The organism is Paenibacillus tianjinensis, from assembly GCF_017086365.1.
GTDB lineage: Bacteria > Bacillota > Bacilli > Paenibacillales > Paenibacillaceae > Paenibacillus_AQ > Paenibacillus_AQ tianjinensis.
On record NZ_CP070969.1, the window covers coordinates 3,014,135 to 3,032,549 of the forward strand.

General features: G+C 49.8%; 10 protein-coding genes. 8 read left to right on the plus strand and 2 right to left on the minus strand.

Features of this window, described 5'->3' with window-relative positions; translation table 11 throughout:
- Nucleotides 1-142 precede the first annotated feature (142 nt).
- From JRJ22_RS13320 to JRJ22_RS13335, 4 genes are all read left to right on the plus strand, one after another.
- Entirely contained in the window at nucleotides 143-1,105 is a 963-nt protein-coding gene (locus JRJ22_RS13320) for a carbohydrate ABC transporter permease (RefSeq protein ID WP_206104881.1), read from the plus strand.
- Nucleotides 1,102-1,947: a carbohydrate ABC transporter permease gene (locus JRJ22_RS13325; RefSeq protein ID WP_206104882.1), complete on the plus strand. Its 846-nt coding sequence runs from the start codon at nucleotides 1,102-1,104 to the stop codon at nucleotides 1,945-1,947. The genes JRJ22_RS13320 and JRJ22_RS13325 overlap by 4 nt, the downstream gene beginning before the upstream one ends.
- A gap of 100 nt (nucleotides 1,948-2,047) precedes the next feature.
- Nucleotides 2,048-3,784, plus strand: coding sequence for a sensor histidine kinase (locus JRJ22_RS13330; RefSeq protein ID WP_206105124.1), 1,737 nt, complete (start codon nucleotides 2,048-2,050; stop codon nucleotides 3,782-3,784).
- A gap of 99 nt (nucleotides 3,785-3,883) precedes the next feature.
- Entirely contained in the window at nucleotides 3,884-5,503 is a 1,620-nt protein-coding gene (locus JRJ22_RS13335) for a response regulator transcription factor (RefSeq protein WP_206104883.1), read from the plus strand.
- A 53-nt stretch (nucleotides 5,504-5,556) separates the two neighbouring features.
- Here the strand turns inward: JRJ22_RS13335 and JRJ22_RS13340 are convergent, their stop codons facing one another.
- A complete protein-coding gene (locus JRJ22_RS13340; protein WP_206104884.1) occupies nucleotides 5,557-6,414 on the minus strand; it encodes an AraC family transcriptional regulator in 858 nt (285 codons plus the stop codon).
- 148 nt (nucleotides 6,415-6,562) lie between these two features.
- Between JRJ22_RS13340 and JRJ22_RS13345 the strand changes: the two genes are divergently transcribed.
- Entirely contained in the window at nucleotides 6,563-8,539 is a 1,977-nt protein-coding gene (locus JRJ22_RS13345; RefSeq protein ID WP_206104885.1) for a hypothetical protein, read from the plus strand.
- 53 nt (nucleotides 8,540-8,592) lie between these two features.
- On the opposite strand, the gene JRJ22_RS13350 is transcribed toward JRJ22_RS13345, so the two are convergent.
- A complete protein-coding gene (locus JRJ22_RS13350) occupies nucleotides 8,593-9,546 on the minus strand; it encodes an AraC family transcriptional regulator (protein WP_206104886.1) in 954 nt (317 codons plus the stop codon).
- A 194-nt stretch (nucleotides 9,547-9,740) separates the two neighbouring features.
- Here JRJ22_RS13350 and JRJ22_RS13355 point away from each other — a divergent pair, with 194 nt between their 5' ends.
- The 3 genes from JRJ22_RS13355 to JRJ22_RS13365 all read left to right on the plus strand — a co-directional run bounded on the left by JRJ22_RS13355 (nucleotide 9,741) and on the right by JRJ22_RS13365 (nucleotide 18,093).
- Nucleotides 9,741-11,414 (plus strand): glucuronoarabinoxylan endo-1,4-beta-xylanase XynC, encoded by a 1,674-nt coding sequence (locus JRJ22_RS13355; protein WP_206104887.1) that lies wholly within the window; start codon nucleotides 9,741-9,743, stop codon nucleotides 11,412-11,414.
- A gap of 314 nt (nucleotides 11,415-11,728) precedes the next feature.
- Entirely contained in the window at nucleotides 11,729-12,034 is a 306-nt protein-coding gene (locus JRJ22_RS13360; protein WP_206104888.1) for a hypothetical protein, read from the plus strand.
- On the plus strand, nucleotides 12,031-18,093 hold the full coding sequence (locus tag JRJ22_RS13365) for an S-layer homology domain-containing protein (protein ID WP_206104889.1): 6,063 nt from the start codon (nucleotides 12,031-12,033) through the stop codon (nucleotides 18,091-18,093). The genes JRJ22_RS13360 and JRJ22_RS13365 overlap by 4 nt, the downstream gene beginning before the upstream one ends.
- The last annotated feature ends 322 nt before the right edge of the window (nucleotides 18,094-18,415 follow it).

The window sequence follows — 18,415 nt, forward strand, 5'->3', positions numbered from 1 at the left end:
GCTTCTTTTTTTATAGAGGGGAGAGAGGGAGATGGTTCGTTTATCGTTATATTTTGAAAGAATTCGAGCATTCCCCTCCTTTAGCAGGATATAGGCGGCCTATATACTTAAGGTATAAATTAACCACAAGAGGTGACCACAGATGAACCGTTCCACAGCCGCCATAGCCAATACTGCTGCGAAGCCGAAAAAAAGCTCCTATTTCAAAAGCAGATGGAACGCTCCGTTAGCAGGCTATTTGTTTATTTCCCCCTGGCTGATCGGGTTTCTAACGCTTACGGCATACCCGTTATTTCTATCCCTGTATTATTCCTTTACCGACTACACCTTGATGCAGCCAATGAAATGGATCGGAACCCGCAACTATGAGCGGATCTTTACGGCAGACCCCAGATTCGTTCAATCTGCCAAAGTAACCTTCACTTATGTGCTCGCTTCCGTGCCGTTGAAGCTGATCGCTGCGCTTTTTGTGGCAATGATCCTGAGCAAGGCGGTTAAAGGGATCAGCATCTACCGCACAGCCATTTATTTCCCTTCACTGATCGGAGGCAGTATCGGGGTTTCGCTGCTCTGGCGCAACATCTTTGGGGTTGACGGGGTTTTCAACAAACTGATCGCAGTCTTCGGCTTTGAAGGAAAGGGCTGGATCACAAGCCCTGATACGGCGCTGGGCACGCTGATTTTGCTGACGGTCTGGCAATTCGGCTCAACGATGGTTATTTTTCTGGCAGGCCTGAAGCAAATTCCGAATGATTTGTATGAAGCCTCTTCCGTAGACGGAGCCAATAAAGTGACCCAATTCTTCAGAATTACGCTGCCGATGCTGTCACCAATCCTCTACTTCAACCTGATTATGGCTGTTATCGGTGCCTTCCAGATGTTCACCTCCGCTTTTGTTATTACGAACGGCGGCCCGATGAATTCTACGTATGTGTATGCAATGTATTTGTATGAAAGAGCGTTCAGCCGTTACGAGCTGGGGTATGCTTCGGCGCTTGCCTGGATTATGCTCTTGGCCATTATCGCCGCTACGCTGCTGATCTCTTATACCTCGAAGTATTGGGTATTCTATGAAACAGACACTGGAGGGAGAAAACGTAAATGACCACATTAAAGGTAAAGCCGGCGCTTCGTCATCTGTTCATGATTCTCTTCAGCTTTGTGATGGTCTATCCGGTGCTCTGGTGGATCGGCGCATCGCTGAAGCATACTACAGAGCTAAACTCGCCGTCCATTTTTCCGTCTGTTCCGCAGTGGAGCAACTTCAGTGATGGCTGGAATTCGGTTCCCGGACATACGTTCACCGATTTCTATCTGAATACCTTCGGCCTTGAGCTGGCTGTCATTGTCGTAACACTGTTATCTACTACACTGGTTGCCTTCGGGTTTGCAAGACTGGATTTTCCGCTTAAGGGCTTCTGGTTCTCCATCCTGATGCTAACCTTGATGATGCCCGGACAGGTGCTGATCATTCCCCAGTATGCGCTCTTTTATCAGCTTGGGTGGGTCAATACGTATCTCCCGTTCATTATCCCCCATCTGCTCGCAGGCGGGGCAGGCGGCAGCTTCTTCGTCTTCCTGCTGATCCAGTTTATACGCGGTGTTCCCAGAGAGCTTGACGAATCTGCCAAAATTGACGGCTGCTCCTGGTTCGGCATCTTCTGGAGAGTGGTGATGCCACTTGCTTTTCCGGCAATTGTAACCGTGACGATCTTCTGCTTCTTGTGGAACTGGGATGACTTCCTGGGTCATCTCCTGTATATCAACACAGTAGACAAGTATACGGTCGGTCTGGCGCTCCGGATGATTAATGACTCCCAATCCGCCGAGGAATGGGGACAGCTGCTGGCCATGTCACTTGTATCAATCCTTCCGGCAACCATCGTGTTCATGTTCCTTCAGAAGTATTTCGTGGAAGGGATTGCAACTACGGGAATTAAAGGATAAGATGTAAAAAACAATTATCCGTTAACGGTAAAGCCTCGAATCTCTTTCGCTGCTTTACCGTTTATTTTGTCTGAACCGGAGCCGGAGGGAAGTGGAGCAACTGACTAATCCTTTTAAAAAATATAGAATTGACCGGCTGTTTTTTCATAGCTTTGCCATCGTGCTGATTGCTGTAATCGGTGTGACCGCATGGACTAGCTACAGTAATTCTTCCAAAGCGCTTGTAAAGACGACATCCCATTACCAGCAGCAGCTGCTGGATGAGCTGAATAATGAAATTACAACCAAGCTGGTGATGATTGAGCAGATTTCCCTGTCCAGCACCCGTGACAGTGAATTGACCAATTTTCTTCTGAACAGGCAGGATGAATTTGAGAGGTACCGGAGAAGAGCAGGTGTAGAAGGCGCACTCGCGAATTTGACCTATGCGATTCCGCTGATCCAGGGCATAGACCTCTATATGGATAACCCCATCTTCAGCGAACGGCAAAATTATATTCAATTCCGAAGTCTGAAGGATCTGGACAAGCAGGAGGGAATCAGGTGCCTGGAGAAAAGCGACTTCTGCTGGTCCAAAGAATATAATCTATCTACTTCGCAGGGGGATGTTCCTGTACTCAGCTTTTTCAGAAAAATAGTGTATGAGAATGACTATCTTGGCGTCTTGATGATCCACATCAAAGCGGGCGAAATACGGAAGATCTTAACTGGGAATTCCGACAGAACCAACCGGATCATGGCAGACAGCGAAGGCCGGCAGATTATGAAGATCGGCGATACGCTGGTCCAGGACGAATGGCCGCAGTGGATCGATCTGAGGAGTAATAGCTCAGGGTATGTGCATATTCCGGCAAAAGACGGATCACGTGATACGCTGCTCGTCTATTCCAGAATGGACAATTCCATCTGGACACTTATCGAATTCACTTCCTGGAAGCAGATTACGGCAAGCAGTCTGAAGCTGGCGGAATGGATTGGTCTGATCGGAATCGGTGCAGTGCTGCTGGTCGTGCTGCTGACCCATTTTTTGAGCAGGCAGTTTACTAAGCCGATCAAAAAGCTTGTAAATGCAATGCGCGTATATTCTGTAGGCGGCGATAATGTGGAGCTTCCTTCAGATTATGAGAATGAGTTCGGGTATTTATTCTCCGGCTACCGTAAGCAGAATGAGCGGATTGAAGAGCTGTATCTCTCTCTGGAGCGCCGTTACGAGCAGCAGCGCAAAGCTGAAATTGAAGCACTTCAGGCCAATATCAATCCGCATTTCCTGTATAACATGCTGGATCAGCTTAACTGGATGGCGATTGAGGCCGGCCAGCATGAGTTAAGCCGGATTCTGGAGCTGATGGGACGGATGTTCCGGATCGGATTGTCCAACGGGAACAGCTTTATCACCATTGCTGATGAACTTCTGCATATTAATTGTTATCTTGAAATCCAGCAGCTGCGCTGGGGAGAAGGCCTTGACTACAGCATCAAGGCTTCTTCAGACCTTCAGTCCTTATACATTCCCAAGCTAACGCTGCAGCCGTTCGTTGAGAATTCGATCGTCCATGGATTTAATAAGCAACGGAGCGGCTATGTCACTATTGTGATGGAGAAGAGCGGTGATAAGCTGCAAATTATAATTGAGGATAACGGATCTGGACTGAAGCAGCCTGAAGACAGGCCGCATAATCGGCATACAGGAGGCTACGGCATCCGCAATGTGCGAGAGCGGATTGACGGATATTTCGGAGCAGGATATGGCATTGTTCTGGAGGACCGTGAAGAAGGCGGAACAAGAGTGCTGATTACGCTGCCGCTGCTGGCAGAGCCTCCAGCCAGTAAGGAATAATACACTGGCAGACTGTTATAGGGCCAGTGCTATGCTAATTTGTCGTAAGCGCTTCCTTTGGAGGCGTGCTTTCGCTAAAGGAGTTAAGGAGGAACGGCAATGTGGAAAATCGCAATCATTGATGATGAGCGTCAGGTTCTGAAGGGAATGAAAAATGCCATACCGTGGGATGAGCTTGGAGCCGAATGGGCTGGAGAGGCTATGAACGGTGAGGACGGCCTGGAGGTTATCCGCCGAACTCTGCCCGACATAGTAATCACTGATTTGTATATGCCGGTCATGAGCGGTCTGGATATGATGGAGCAGCTCCGAAAGGAAGGTTTCCAGGGCAAAATCATTATCCTGAGCGGCTATTCCGATTTCGAACATGCCAGGCAGGCCCTGCGCTTTCAGGTGACCGACTATGTATCCAAGCCCATCAGCCTGCCAACCTTGAAATCCATTCTGGGCAAGGTCATACAGGAGCTTGAGGCTGAGGAGGAAAAGCGGATCCGCCAGTGGGAGCTTGAATCCAAAATGACGCTGTATGAGCCTTTTGTAGAAAAGGAGTGGGTCCGCTCAGCTGCTGTAGGTACGCTCGACTCTGCGTACAGGGACAGCATGCGTCTTCCGCCGACCTACCAGTACTGGCAGGAACGCAGGCATGTCACCATCGGAATCGACCTAATCCGGGATGAACGGGCCAAGTGTCTATCCGTCTCGGACTGGAATCTGTTCCGCTTTGCAGTCAGCAATATCGCATGTGAAGTGGCCCGCAGGCTGTTTCCGGATCTGGAATACACGGAGCTGCATAGTACCAGGGCATTACTGATTATCCATCCGGAAGCAGAGCTGCAGGAACAGCTGGAATACAGGCTTGATGAGCTTGGTATCCGGCTGACCGACAGTATAGGCAGCTATCTCAAGCTTGTCACCCGCATAGGAATCGGTGGAGTAAAGGATTGCTGGACAAGGCTCTCCGACTCGACGGAGGAGGCGTTCCGGGCTATGGACCAGACTGCGCTGCGGTCTGCTTCGGGTCATGAGGTGTACAGATACAGGGAGAGCAGCAGCAGCGGGCCGGTAAAAGTTGCCCTCTTTCCTGTGAAATTTTCGTATAAGCTGGCAGCAGCAATGAAGGCTTCACAGGAAGCAGAAGCCCATGACCTTGTGTTGGATTATATAACGGAGATGAAAAAGCAAGAAGGAATTTCCCAGAGATATGTACAGATGCTGGGGAGCGAGCTGTGGGGCATTATAGCCTACTCACTATATGAATCCGGATTTGTTCTGGACGATCTGTTCACCAATGACCAGATCGCCAAGGAGATCAGCGGCCTTATTGTACCGGACCAGCTGGCCAGCTGGCTCATGGACAAAATCAGCAAAATCTGCAGCAGCAGGCAATGGAAGGGAAGCAGCAAGCACCGGCAGGTTGTCGATTTCATGACCAGTTATATTCACGAGCATTATGCAGATGAGCTCACCCTCGCCGAGCTTTCGGATAAAGTATTTATCTCACGGAATCATCTGTCTATCATTTTCAAGAATATTACCGGAGAGACGTTCAACAACTATTTGACCCGGGTACGCATCGAGAAAGCGCGGGAGCTCTTAATGGAGCGGAACATGCTGGTGTATGAGGTGGCGGAGCGGGTCGGCTACAGGAACATTCCCTATTTCAGCACACTCTTCAAAAAGATTACCGGCATGAACCCGACAGAACTGATAAAAAACTGACTCAGCGGAATGACCGAATATCCACTTGAATCCATACCTGCAACGCAAGTCTTCTACTCTGGAGAACTTGCGTTTTTTTTGGCGTACCTGCCGGGAGATATTCCTGTGATCTTGGTAAAACTGCGGATAAAATTTGCATAATCGCTGAAACCGGATTGATAGCAGGCTTCGGTAATGCTTTGCCCTTCTCCCAGCAAGGATTTGGCGAGTGCGATGCGGCGGTCCAGGATATAGGAACGGAGGGTTAGTCCGGTATGCTTTTTGAACTGGCGGCTGATATACGTGCTGTTCAAATGAAACAGGCCGGAAAGCTGCTCCAGGGTGATGTCCTCTGCCAGATGTCCTTCAATATAATCCATTGTTTGGCGAACCAGTGCAGGCATAATATCTGCCGGGATGAAGCTGGCCTGCTGAAAAACAGTATTGGTCAGCACCAGGAGCTGAGCGATGCAGCAATTGGCCTGAATATCCGTTCCATACGCATCAGAGGAAAGGGCCTGTTCCAGAAAGCGGGTAAGCTGCAGAAACTGCTCCAGCTGATCTTCCGTTAAATGAACGATGTTTCCTTTTCCGACAGGCCGGTAGTGGAAGCATGCGGATAAATGTGTGGCCGGAGTAGAGAGGCGATGCAGATAGGATTTCTGAAGGTTGATCGTAATGCGCTCATATTCAGCTTCATCCAGACTGAAGGAACGGTGCATTTCTTCCGGGCTGATGACAATCAAATCACCAGGCTGCAGGCGGTAACAGCTGTTTTCAATATAGAAATTGACGTTGCCGCGAAGAAACAGGTACAGCTCGTAAGCTTCGTGCCGGTGATAGAAGGTTCCCATATTGTAAGTAGTGGTCCTGTGCAGGTAAAGGAAATCCTTATGGATAAAATCATATCGAAGCTCGACAGGATCGTTCACTTTGCAACCTCCTGATCTTCTCGCGCAATATATACTGCGGAACCCGCAATGATTATTCGCTGAAGGTACTATAAAATGACAATATCCTAACATGTTAGGCTGATTAATACAAGAGCTTTTGACATGAAGCAGACTGGAGCGTGTTGTTGTGGAGCTACTAATAACAGCTAGAAGCAAATTTCAGGATGAGCCGGAATATACGGAGCTGGACCGGCACGGATTAAGTACATCAGTGACCGTTACGGGCGGAACCGGCAGTGCGGCAGATCCGGTGCAGGCTCGGGTGCGGGTCAGTAACCTTTCTGCCGCAGACTGGTCGGGAGTCATTCATGTTGAGCTCCCTTTTCCCAAACAGAATCCGCGCTTCTTCCTGCCTGCATTTATGTACGGCCGAAACCGCGGTGAAGCCCCGCAGAATGTTCCGAATGAATTCCCCAGGCTGAGGGAAGGCAAGCCTGCACGCCCTTCTTCCCCCTGGTGGATGGTGCGCAGCGACCGGTTATCCCATCCGGCGGCCTTTGCCTTTGACACTGGCTTCGTATACGGTCTTTGCGCCAGCCCTTATTTTATCATTAGGGATGGGGTCAAAACAGAATGGAAGCCTGAGCTTTCGGGTGAGTTCTATCAGTATGGCGGTTATTCGTGTTCGCTTGCCAAAGGAACAGTCGGGTATACGCTGGGCTATGAGAATGCCCCGCTGCTGTTCATCAAATCACGGCTGGTGAAGGAACGGGCGGCTCTGGATAACAATTGCTTTGAGCTGGCTGCCGGCGAAGAAGTGGAATTCACATTGGAGCTGTATGCGTACGAAGCCGAGTCGGAGCTCGGGATCAACCCTGCGCTGAAGGAGATCTATTTCCGTTATCACCAGTCTCCGAGACGGGGGAGCGATATCCGGACAGCCGCAGCTGACCTGTCGAAAGCCATTTATCAGGATGCATGGCTGCCCGGGGACCGGAGCTATTCCACCTTTGTCTATGAGGACAAGGAGAAGGGCGGCTACCGTTACAATAAAATAATCTCGATCAGCTGGACGGGCGGTCTGACCGCAGCTGTTCCGGTCCTGATGGCTGCACTGAGGCTTGAAGAGGAGCCCGTGCGCGAGCAGGCCCTTTCCTGTATCAGGAACATTATCACGAATAGTCTGAACCCGGATTCCGGGCTTCCCTACGAGGCCTGTCAGGACGGGAAATGGAGTATATCCGGCTGGTGGTTTGACGGAATGCGTACGCCGGGACATTCTGCCTACCTGTGTGCACAGGCATTATTTTATATTATGAAGGCGTATGAATTTGAGAAAAAAATCAAAAATGTCCATCATGAGGATTGGATGCTTTTCGTCAGCAAGGTACTGCCTATACTGGAAAAAAGTAAAAACACAGACGGGGAATATCCCGCCATACTGTCGGAGAAAACCGGTGCCGGACTTGAGTATGATTCCTTTGGCGGGGTATGGTGTATGGCTGCTATGGCCTACTACAGCTGGCTTACCGGAGACAAAACCAGTCTGGAAGGCTTGAAGCATAGCGAGAAGCACTACTACGAAGCTTATGTGAAGCGGATGGAATGCTACGGGGCTCCGCTTGATGCGGATAAGGCGGCAGATTCAGAAGGCATTCTGGCCTATATTAAGGCTGTCAGATTTCTGCATGCGATAACCGGGGAGGAGCTGTTCCTGGAGCATATGAAGGATGCAATCGATTATGAATTCAGCTTTAAGTTCGCCTATAACTCACCGGTTAAGGTGCCACCGCTAAGTACAATTGGCTGGTCCAGCTGCGGGGGGAGTGTTACTTCGGTTGCCAATCCGCATATTCATCCGATGTCCGGCAATCTTGTTGATGAACTCTATTACTATGTACAGCAGCGTGATGATCCTTATGTCCGGCAACAGATGCTGGATACAGTGGGCTGGGGCTGCCAGACCTATAACCGCTACGATAACGAATTTGATTATGGCAAAAGAGGCTGGATGTCCGAACGGTTTTGTCATTCTGAAGGGCTGGTAACTGAAACTTACAGCGATGGTGCTCCGGCGAGCACCTGGTTCTGTCTGATGCCATGGGCCGGCGGCAGTGTATTAGAAGGTCTGGTCGGCGATTACTGGGAAGCGGAGGCTCAATAACCGCTCTCCCGGATCGACGGAAGATAATAGGATGGAGCTAACCACAGCAAGGGTCAGCTCCATCTTTTTTTTCTGCCGGCAAGAGCGGCTGCTTCATTCCGGTACCGCTCTGAATACACATTGGCCCTATATTTGCCGGGAGAGATGCCTGCTGTCTTCTTGAAGCTGCGGATGAAATTGGCATAATCGCTGAACCCGGAGAGCTCACAGGCTTCCGCAACGGATTTGCCGGCGGCGAGATGACTTTTGGCGAGTGATACGCGCTGATCAATGATATAGGAACGTATCGTAAGTCCGGTATGCTCACGGAAGAGCCGGCTGATATATTTGCTGCTGTAATGAAACTCCTGCTCCAAACGTCCGGAAGTGATGCCTTCTGCCAGATGGCTTTTGATATAGGACATCGTATTACTGACCAGATCAGGCATGATATCGTCCGGACTATGCGTCGAGGAGCGGTACAGGGTGTTGATATATACAAGCAGCTGGGTGGCGTAGGCTTCGGCTAGAACATCCTGTCCATATTCGTCTGAACCTAGGCAGCTAATCAATTGCTCAGCTAATCCGGTATAAAATACCACTTGCTCCTGTGTGAGCCGGGTCAGATTGTTCTGTCCAAAGGCATGGTTCTCGAAACAGGCGGACAAGCTGGTACGCTGGCTTGAAAGCTTTTCCAGTGCTGTTCTTTTGATATTCAATCCGATCCGTTCATACGTTTGGGTATCCAGGCAGATACACCGGTGCAGCTCGCCCGGGCTGATAACGATCAAATCTCCAGGCACCAGCTTGTAGCAGGCTTGTTCAAGATACATCAGAGAGTTGCCCCTGAGGAACAGATAAACTTCATAAGCGTCATGACGGTGATAAGGGAGCGTCGGATCGATCAGCTCTGTAGTGGACGTATTGTGAAAGCAGAGCAGCTCTTCCTTAATCGGTGTGAAAATGTGGCCGGTATCCTGCAGCATCGCATCCAATCCTTTTCTATAGATCTTTGGGATAAGTGGCATCCGCGCAATAACAAATCGTTTTACTGCAAGGATTATAACGTCAACACCTAATATAATACAGTAAAAGGAAGCGCTTGCAAGTACTGCAAGCAGGAAAGACAAGCTATGTGACTAATACAGCCGCTTCGATCAGACTGGGGGTGGTACAGGATTCATTGATGCAGTGACATATTCAGTGATGAGGAGATGGATAAATGTTAACTGGTGTAAAAAAATCAATGTGTACCTTACTGGCAGCTGTAACTGTAATGACGACGGCTGTACTGGCTCCTGCACCTCCCAAAGCTTCGGCTGCAAGTGATGTCACAGTTAATCTGTCGGCGGAGAAGCAGGTCATACGCGGTTTTGGGGGAATCAATCTTCCGGCCTGGATTGGGGACCTGACACCGGCACAGAGAGAAACTGAGTTCGGCAATGGTGCGAACCAGCTGGGCTTCTCTGTTCTGCGAATTTATGTAGACGAAGACAAGAATAACTGGTACAGGGAAGTAGATACGGCAAAGGCCGCTATTGCCAAAGGAGCTACAGTCTTTGCTTCGCCCTGGAACCCTCCAAGTGACATGACGGAAACTTTTACCCGCAACGGAGAGTCAGCCAAACGGCTCCGGTATGACAAGTATGCTGCCTATGCGCAGCATCTTAATGATTTTGTTACGTACATGAAGAATAACGGAGTAGACCTCTACGCGATTTCTGTACAGAATGAACCGGATTATGCCCATACCTGGACCTGGTGGACACCTGAAGAAATGCTTAAATTCATGAAAGAAAATGCCGGCTCCATCAATTGCCGGGTGATCGCTCCCGAATCCTTCTCCTATCTCAAAAATATGTCCGACCCGATTCTGAATGACCCGCAGGCCCTTGACAATATGGATATTCTGGGTACACATACTTACGGTACCTCGTTCAGCAATTTCCCTTACCCGCTCTTTAAGCAAAAAGGGGCAGGGAAGGAGCTGTGGATGACGGAGGTTTACTATCCCAACAGCAATAACAACTCGGCCAACCTTTGGCCTGAGGCACTGGAAGTCGCTTACCATATGCATAACGCAATGACCGAAGCGAATTTCCAGGCCTATGTGTGGTGGTACATCCGCCGTCAGTACGGCCCGATGAATGAGGACGGCACCATCAGCAAACGAGGGGACAGTATGGCGCAGTTCTCCAAATTTATCCGTCCGGGCTATGTAAGAGTGGATGCAACCAAGAATCCCGACACAAATGTGTACACCTCGGCTTACAAGGGGGACAACAAGGTTGTCATTGTAGCTATTAACAAAGGCACCTCAGCGGTTAATCAGAACTTTGTCCTGCAGAACGGGACGGCTTCAAGCGTATCCCCATGGGTCACCGATGCCACCAGAAAGGTGGCTGCAGGAGCAGCAATCAATGTGATCAACAATGCGTTTGCCGCCCAGCTTCCTGCCCAGAGTGTGACAACCTTTGTAGCAACACTGGGAAGCGGCAGCGGCACCGGAACCACTTATGAAGCCGAAGCAGGAACAACCTTGACTGCTGCTGTAACGGAAACAACCAACTCGGGCTATAACGGCAGCGGTTACGTCAATTTTAATGCAGCAACGGATGCGGCCATTCAGTGGAACAGCATCTACTGTGCTACTGCCAGCAGTAAAAATGTAAAATTCCGTTATGCACTGGAGTCAGGCACGAGAAACCTGGATGTCTATGTGAATGGCACCAAGGTTATCAGCAATCTTGCCTTTACAGCAACCGGTAGCTGGACAGCCTGGGGGGAGAAAACGATTCAGGTTACGATGAATGTTGGAATCAACACGCTCAAAGTGGTCACTACCGGTACTGAAGGACCTAATGTGGATAGCATTACAGTTACGCTCAATCAATGAACTAGCCCGACAATTGCATATTTCTAATTTCTGAGAATCCCGGTTTGCAGACCCCGCTTGAATAAGTGCGGTATGCTGACCGGGATTTTTTCGCGTAATAATTGAAATTCCCTTCCAGGATCATGATGTTCATTTTTATCCTTACACAACTGGAGAAAGGTAGTAAGCATTTTGTGCAAATTTGAAGCATTATAGTGTTATTTTAAAATGTTTCGTGCATTGCTCTCATACAAATTCCATTTTTGAATTGATAAGCTATAATCAGGAAAGGCGATGTAAGCGTATACAAAATTTCCTGAGGAGGAACATACATAATGAGGAAAAAGATCTGGAGAAAGACACTTGCGGTTTCAATGGCCGGCGCGCTGGCGCTGTCCGTTATTGTCCCGGTGCCGTTTTCCAACCCGGTTCAGGCTGCTGCGGCAGAAGCGGCTCCGGCACAGGTAACCGCCGATTGGTACAAGACCTACCAGACGATGGATGGTGTAGGGGCAGCTTATGCGTATACGGATTCCATCCATATGCTGCAGCTGGCTACAGCTGGTCATCAGGATAAGGTCAGACATCTGCTGGATTTGACCTTCAGTGAAAAGGAAGGCACAGGCCATGATATTGGGTGATTATCGGCGATAACGGCGGTCTAACCACTACAGGAGCCACTGCGGCCAGTCCGGGATTCAACCCGTTAACAGGGCTGCTGGCAGATGTCAGCAAACCCGGCTTCGATGTTGAAGGCAATGCGATTCCGATGCGGGGATCAGCAGGACAATACGGGTATAAAATCGAAGCTGAGAACCGTTACTATGACGGCAACACCGACAGTATCTGGCCTGTTGAACCTGAGCATGCTCCCGGTACGCTGGTACCGGTACAGGATTTCGTCTGGGATTATCCTTCATGGAATCAGCCGATCGGCAATGATGACGGCGGCCCGACCAATCTTCTAAGCGCGCCGGGGGAAGCTCCGGTTGTTATCAAGAATTCGCCGCGTACCCGCAAAGAGCTGTTCGATGTGGATCAGGTATGGACCATGCGGCAGGCCATGCAATACGGTGTTAAGCAATTCTATGCCTGTACCTGGACTGTGCCTTACTGGATGAGCCAGTCTTCGACTAATAATCCTAGCAAAATCATCCGTAACGATACGGCTACTATAGACGGGAAACCGGTAAAAATCTATTATCAGGCCTATGCCGATTATCTCGTTAATTATATCCGCGGCATGTGGGAGCAATGGGGAATTCCAATCACACATATCAACCCCTTTAACGAGGTCGATCTTGCTGGCGGGACCGCTTCCTATGTAACCGAGCTGATTAACGGCTATATAGGCCCGACTCTGAAGAAGTCCATGCAGCCGGGCGGAGCCCTTTATGATATCAAGAATCCTGACGGCAAGCTGATAGACTTCATTCCTCAGCTCGCAGCAGTAGACGGCACCAATCTCGGTGCCTCGCTCAGCAGAGGAGGGGAAGTATTCTCCCAGACGGACCCTGATAATGCACTCGACAAAAATCCGTATCTCGACGTATTTACGACCCACTTGTACGGTACGGTCGGCATAGGTACAGATGAAAACAAACTGTATCACACGGGTGACTTTTCCCAGAGCCCGCTGGATTATTCAAGAGACGGGAGCAAGTACCCGGAATATTTGACCAAATATAAACTTTGGCAGGCCGAGTTCATGAATCAGGATACCGCTGACGGGTCGGCCGGTGCCTATACTCAGCGGTACGGCAATCAGAATATTAATGACGCTGTACGCTGGTCGAATCTTATGACCAATATGTTCAACAGCAATCCGGGCTTTAACGGCTTTGTCTGGTGGAGCATGTGGGATAGCAACGGTGCAGACGGCTCTGACCTGATCCGTTTTGTCACTACCAACTCTCAGCAAGAGCCGGGGCGTATCAGTACATTAACGGGTGAATATCGCCTGTTCAAGCGCTTTTACGGCTACGGGCATTTCTCCCGGTTTATGAATCCCGGCGATGTCCGGTTTGATGTGACGCGTAATCCGGCAGCTGATATCAATGTTACCGGGTTCAAGAACCCGAATACCAATGATTACTCGATTACGGTTTCCAATGCCAAAAACGATGACAGCATTCAGCCGCTAGAATTCAGCTTGAAGGACTTTCCAGCGGGTACCAATAGTGTAACTGTGTTCCGTACTTCCGGAAGCGAAAATATGAAGAAGCTGGCGACGATTCCGGTTACGAACGGCAAGTTCGTTATTAACATCCCATCCGCCAGCATTGTTACCATCGTTCCGTCACAAGGGACATTCGCCACATACAGCGGACTAGACGGAGAGCGTGATATTTTCTCTACCCTGGAAGCAGAAAGCAATGATAACAATGTGCTAGGAGACAGTGCGGGAAATGCGGGACGGGACAATGAAGCCGTAACACTGGCTGATGGCCGGTACCTCGCCTATAAAAACCTGAATTTTGCCGATGGCTCCGCTAACGGCGGTGTTGTCCGCAGGCATTTGCTGTATCTGACTGCCCAGACGAAATCAGTAGAGGGAGGAAAGCTTGTCGCTTATGTTCTTCCGTTAGGCACAGCAGTGAGCAGCGAAGCCGATGTCCTGTCCAAGGGGACACGTGTAGCGGAGATCATAGTACCGGCCAATGATATGTACGGCAAGTATCAGGATATGGTTGATACGGGTGATCTGAGCGCCTATGGCCATAAGGATCTGTACATTGTTGCCGAACCGAACGGAGCTGACGGTACAATCACCGTTGACCGCTTCCTGTTCGGAGCAAATGATTCCGACTGGAGCATTGCCGCTAATAATTCGACAGTAGCCATTCCGGGGAACCTTCTGCAGAATGGAGATTTCGATACAGCTACCGCCTCCAATACAGAGCATTGGTCCACTGGGCGCTACAACAATGGAACCTTTGAACAGGCTGTCACTGGACCGGTGTTAACGGCTGATATCATCCAGAGCTATTCGGGCCTGTCCCGTTACCTGAAAAACAATGCCACTTCGAAGGTTGCCGGATCCGGAAAAATAACGGGACGCATCGACGCTGCCGGGCAGTATGACGGCATGTGGCAGGATGTTACCGGTAAGCTCAGCAAGGGAGAGAGCTATAATTTCAAGGGCTATTTCCTCTCGATGATGAGCCGGCCGGAGAGCTATGATCTCGCTGCGGAGAATCCCGGTGATGTGGAGGCTGCGCTGGTGTACTATGACCAGAACGGCAATCAGCTGGGCATAACCCCGATTAATGGCCGGGATATGCCTGAGCCGTATGCAGCCCGTGAGGCTGGTGATCCTGCTTATTGGAACAATGGCAAGTTTAACGGACGCATCCTGGAAGGCGGACCACTTGCTTTAAGCTCCTTCCAGCCTGTAGACGTTAAGGTCGCAGACTGGCATGAGACGCCAAACCGGCCGTTTACCTACGACGAACCGGCAGGTACTGCCAAGGTAGTGCTGGCAGTCTATGCAAAGGATGCCAACATCCTGTATGCAGATCAGCTGTCGCTGACTCCAGAACTGGTAGCGTCATACAGTATCTTTATCGACGGCATTCAGCCTTCCAATTTCGATCCTGCCAAATATGAATACACCTATACTGTGTCCGGAAATGCCATACCGGAGGTTAAGGCAGTTTCCAGTGATCCTTCAGAACTTATTAGTATTTCACAGGCAGACAGTGCGCAGGGAACAGCAGTAGTCCGGTTTATAAAAGGTGAAAAGGTTAAGACGTATAAAATTTACTTCAGTACAAACGAACTGATTTCATTTGCAGAGGGTCTTCCGGCAGGCTGGGAAATTATGAATCCGGCGGATCCGCAGACTGCCTTAAGCTATAGCACTGAAGGTGCCACGATTAAGACACTCAAAGGCGATACTGAATATCCGGCCAGCCATAATATGCTGCAGTTTCCGGGTACTGCTGAAGGCAACTGGACGCTGACAGCAAAGCTGGTTGTGGATATACCGCTGAATGATTCGTCCATGGGTGAGAATTCGCAGGCCGGACTTGGCATCAGCCGGGTTTCAAGCGGCGAGTTCTACCGGATCAATGCCAGAAAGGTAAGCACGAATATTAAAGTCAATAATTCGGGCAAAACAGGCAGCACCTCCTTTACCAACAACACCAATCAGACCAATTTGAGCGGGGTGAATTATTTCCTCCGTATTGTAAAAGAAGGGAATGTGGTTCAAGGGTATTTTTCAACCAATAGCGGCTCCAGCTGGACGGCTATGGGCAGTCCGTCAACCTATACCCCTGAATTTTTTAAGGATGCAAGAGTACAATTGTACGGAACCAATACCAGTGCCTCTACCGATTTCCAGGTAACCTTCTCCAATGTGAATCTGATCAAGACATCAGGGGGGGCCGGCGAGGTCAGTCCGGATCAGCTGGCGGTAGAAGAAGCAGCGGCGCTGATCGGCACCCGAATTACAGTTCCGGATACTGCCGGTGATGAGGCAGCAGCACTGAAGATTAAAGCGCAGGAATATCTGAATAACCATGCAGAGCTGAAGGCGCTTGGAGTGAACGCTGCTCTTGCCTATCAGAATGGGGAATTCTCACTGACGCTGTCAAAGGGCAGAGCCAGTGTATTCATCAGTCCGTTAACCATTGCGGCGGGTATGAAAGCCGTAAGGGATTTTGAGGATCAGACGCTTCAGGGCTTCCAGCCCAAAGGCAGCGCAGGCGTGACACTTACGCCTGTCAAAGAGGCTAACCATACTCCAGGCGGAGCTTATGCCCTGAAGGTAACCGGCAGAACAGCCAGCTCCGACGGCCCGTCCGTTCATGTGAAGGATATGATCAAGGCCGGTAATGAATACAATGCATCCGTATGGGTCAAGCTGATTGACCCGGCAAGCGCCCAGCTGAAGCTGACCGCACTGGTCAATGCTCCTGTGCCTTATTACATCAGTCTTTCCACCCAAACAGCAAATACTACCGGTGATTGGGTCAAACTAGAAGGCACCTACCGTTATCTGCACGATGATGTCACTCTATTTATAGAAAGCCCTAACAGCGCTACGGCATCGTACTACATCGACGATTTCAGCTTCAAAGAGGCAGTTCCGCCGGCATGGGGTGAGGGAAGTAAGCTTGAAGCTTCCGATCTTACAAGCACTGGAGTCACTTTGTCGTGGCCGGCAGCTGCAGATGAAACCGGAGTCACCGGATATCGGATTTACACGGGGGCTGATCCAGAACCGGTTGCTGTGAGCGGGGATCAGCTTACTGTATCAGGGGACGTATACCGTTATCAGCTTACCGGATTGCTTCCGAATACTTTGTATACCTTCAAGGTTGAAGCAGGGAATGCAGCCGGCAACTGGAGTACGAACGGACCTTCCGTCACGTTAACGACCTTGCCGACCTCCGATACCACACCGCCGGTATGGCAGGAAGGCAGTAAACTTGAAGTTTCTGGGGTAACAGATACGGGATTGACCTTAACATGGTCAGCAACAGCAACCGACGAAAACGGAATCTCCGCTTACAGAATTACTAACGGAGTTGACGACAAACCGGTTACAGTTACCGATGCCGTGTACACGGAGACTGTATCCGGAGCAGTATACCTTTATCAGGTCAAAGGCTTAACACCGGATACGAAGTATACATTTACAGTAGAGGCCGGGGATACCGGCGGGAATTGGAGCACCGGCGGACCTTCCGTTTCAGCCGCTACACTGCCTGCTGCGGATACTGCCCCGCCGTCATGGCCGACAGACAGCAAGCTTGAAGCTTCCGGGATAACCACTTCCGGACTAACACTGACATGGACCAGTGCAGGAGATGATACGTTGGTAACAGGCTACAAGATCTACAGGGGAGCTGAGGAGATCGTAGCGCTGCCTGGAACGGCGCACCGCTACGAGGTGTCCGGGCTTTCGGCAGGTACCGGATATGTATTCACGGTTCAGGCCGGTGATGCGGCAGGAAACTGGAGCACTGACGGTCCTCGCCTTACCGTCACCACACTGAGCAACAGCGGCGGGCCATCGGGTCCAGAGCCGACACTAACACCGACACCGACACCGACACCAACATCGGCACCGGCATCTACACCGGCACCGACAGCGACACCGAGCGCAACACCTTCGCCAGCATCAACGCCGGCACCTGTACCATCTAGCGGATTTAAAGATATTGACGGCAAATATAGCTGGGCTTCAGAGGCTATAGATGCGTTGTATGCGAAGGGCGTCATAAAAGGAACATCCGAGACGGCCTTTAGTCCGGGAAAGAACATCACTAGAGCGGACTTTGTAGTACTGCTTGTGCGTGCTCTCGGCCTTGAAGCTGAAGCTGGTTCCAATTTTGCGGATGTCAGTCAAGGCACCTACTATTATGAAGTGCTTGGGATCGCCAAGAAGCTGGGGATCATTAATGGAACGGACGGCAATACCTTTAATCCGAAGGGTGAAATCTCCAGGCAGGATATGATGGTCATTGCAGCCAGGGCAATGAAGACAGCCAATAAATTAACTTCAAGTGGCAGCGCCAGCGACTTAAACAGCTATACAGACGGCACTAAGGTTGCGAAGTATGCCATCGAGAGTGTAGCAGCTCTGGTTAAGGAAGGAATCATTCAAGGAGACGGCAAGTCCATTCATCCAAACGGAACAGCTACGCGAGCGGAAGCGGCTGTAATTATTTTCCGAATTCAAGAGTAAGTATTAAATTATAAGTTAAAATAACCCTCTCATGCCATTCAATGTAAAATGACATCTATTAGATGCACTTTAACATTGTTTGGGAGAGAGGGATTAATTTTAATTAATAGCTTCATCAAATACGTACAATTTCAACATTTTAACCACATAACCTCCTTTTAAAATTAAGACAAATAGAAGAAAGCATACTAAAAAGGAGGAAGAAATATGGCATGGTCTTGGATACGGATGGTGGTTGTTCCATTGAGTTTGGGGACTATGGTGCTTGGAAAAAACGAAAAAAAGAATTCCTATAATAAGATGGCGGAATCCGACTGAAATC

Coding starts and splice junctions, on each gene's coding strand:
- JRJ22_RS13320 (WP_206104881.1), top strand. CDS start 143: ATGAACCGTTCCACAGCCGCCATAGCCAATACTGCTGCGAAGCCGAAA.
- JRJ22_RS13325 (WP_206104882.1), top strand. CDS start 1,102: ATGACCACATTAAAGGTAAAGCCGGCGCTTCGTCATCTGTTCATGATT.
- JRJ22_RS13335 (WP_206104883.1), top strand. CDS start 3,884: ATGTGGAAAATCGCAATCATTGATGATGAGCGTCAGGTTCTGAAGGGA.
- JRJ22_RS13350 (WP_206104886.1), bottom strand. CDS start 9,546: ATGCCACTTATCCCAAAGATCTATAGAAAAGGATTGGATGCGATGCTG.
- JRJ22_RS13355 (WP_206104887.1), top strand. CDS start 9,741: ATGTTAACTGGTGTAAAAAAATCAATGTGTACCTTACTGGCAGCTGTA.
- JRJ22_RS13360 (WP_206104888.1), top strand. CDS start 11,729: ATGAGGAAAAAGATCTGGAGAAAGACACTTGCGGTTTCAATGGCCGGC.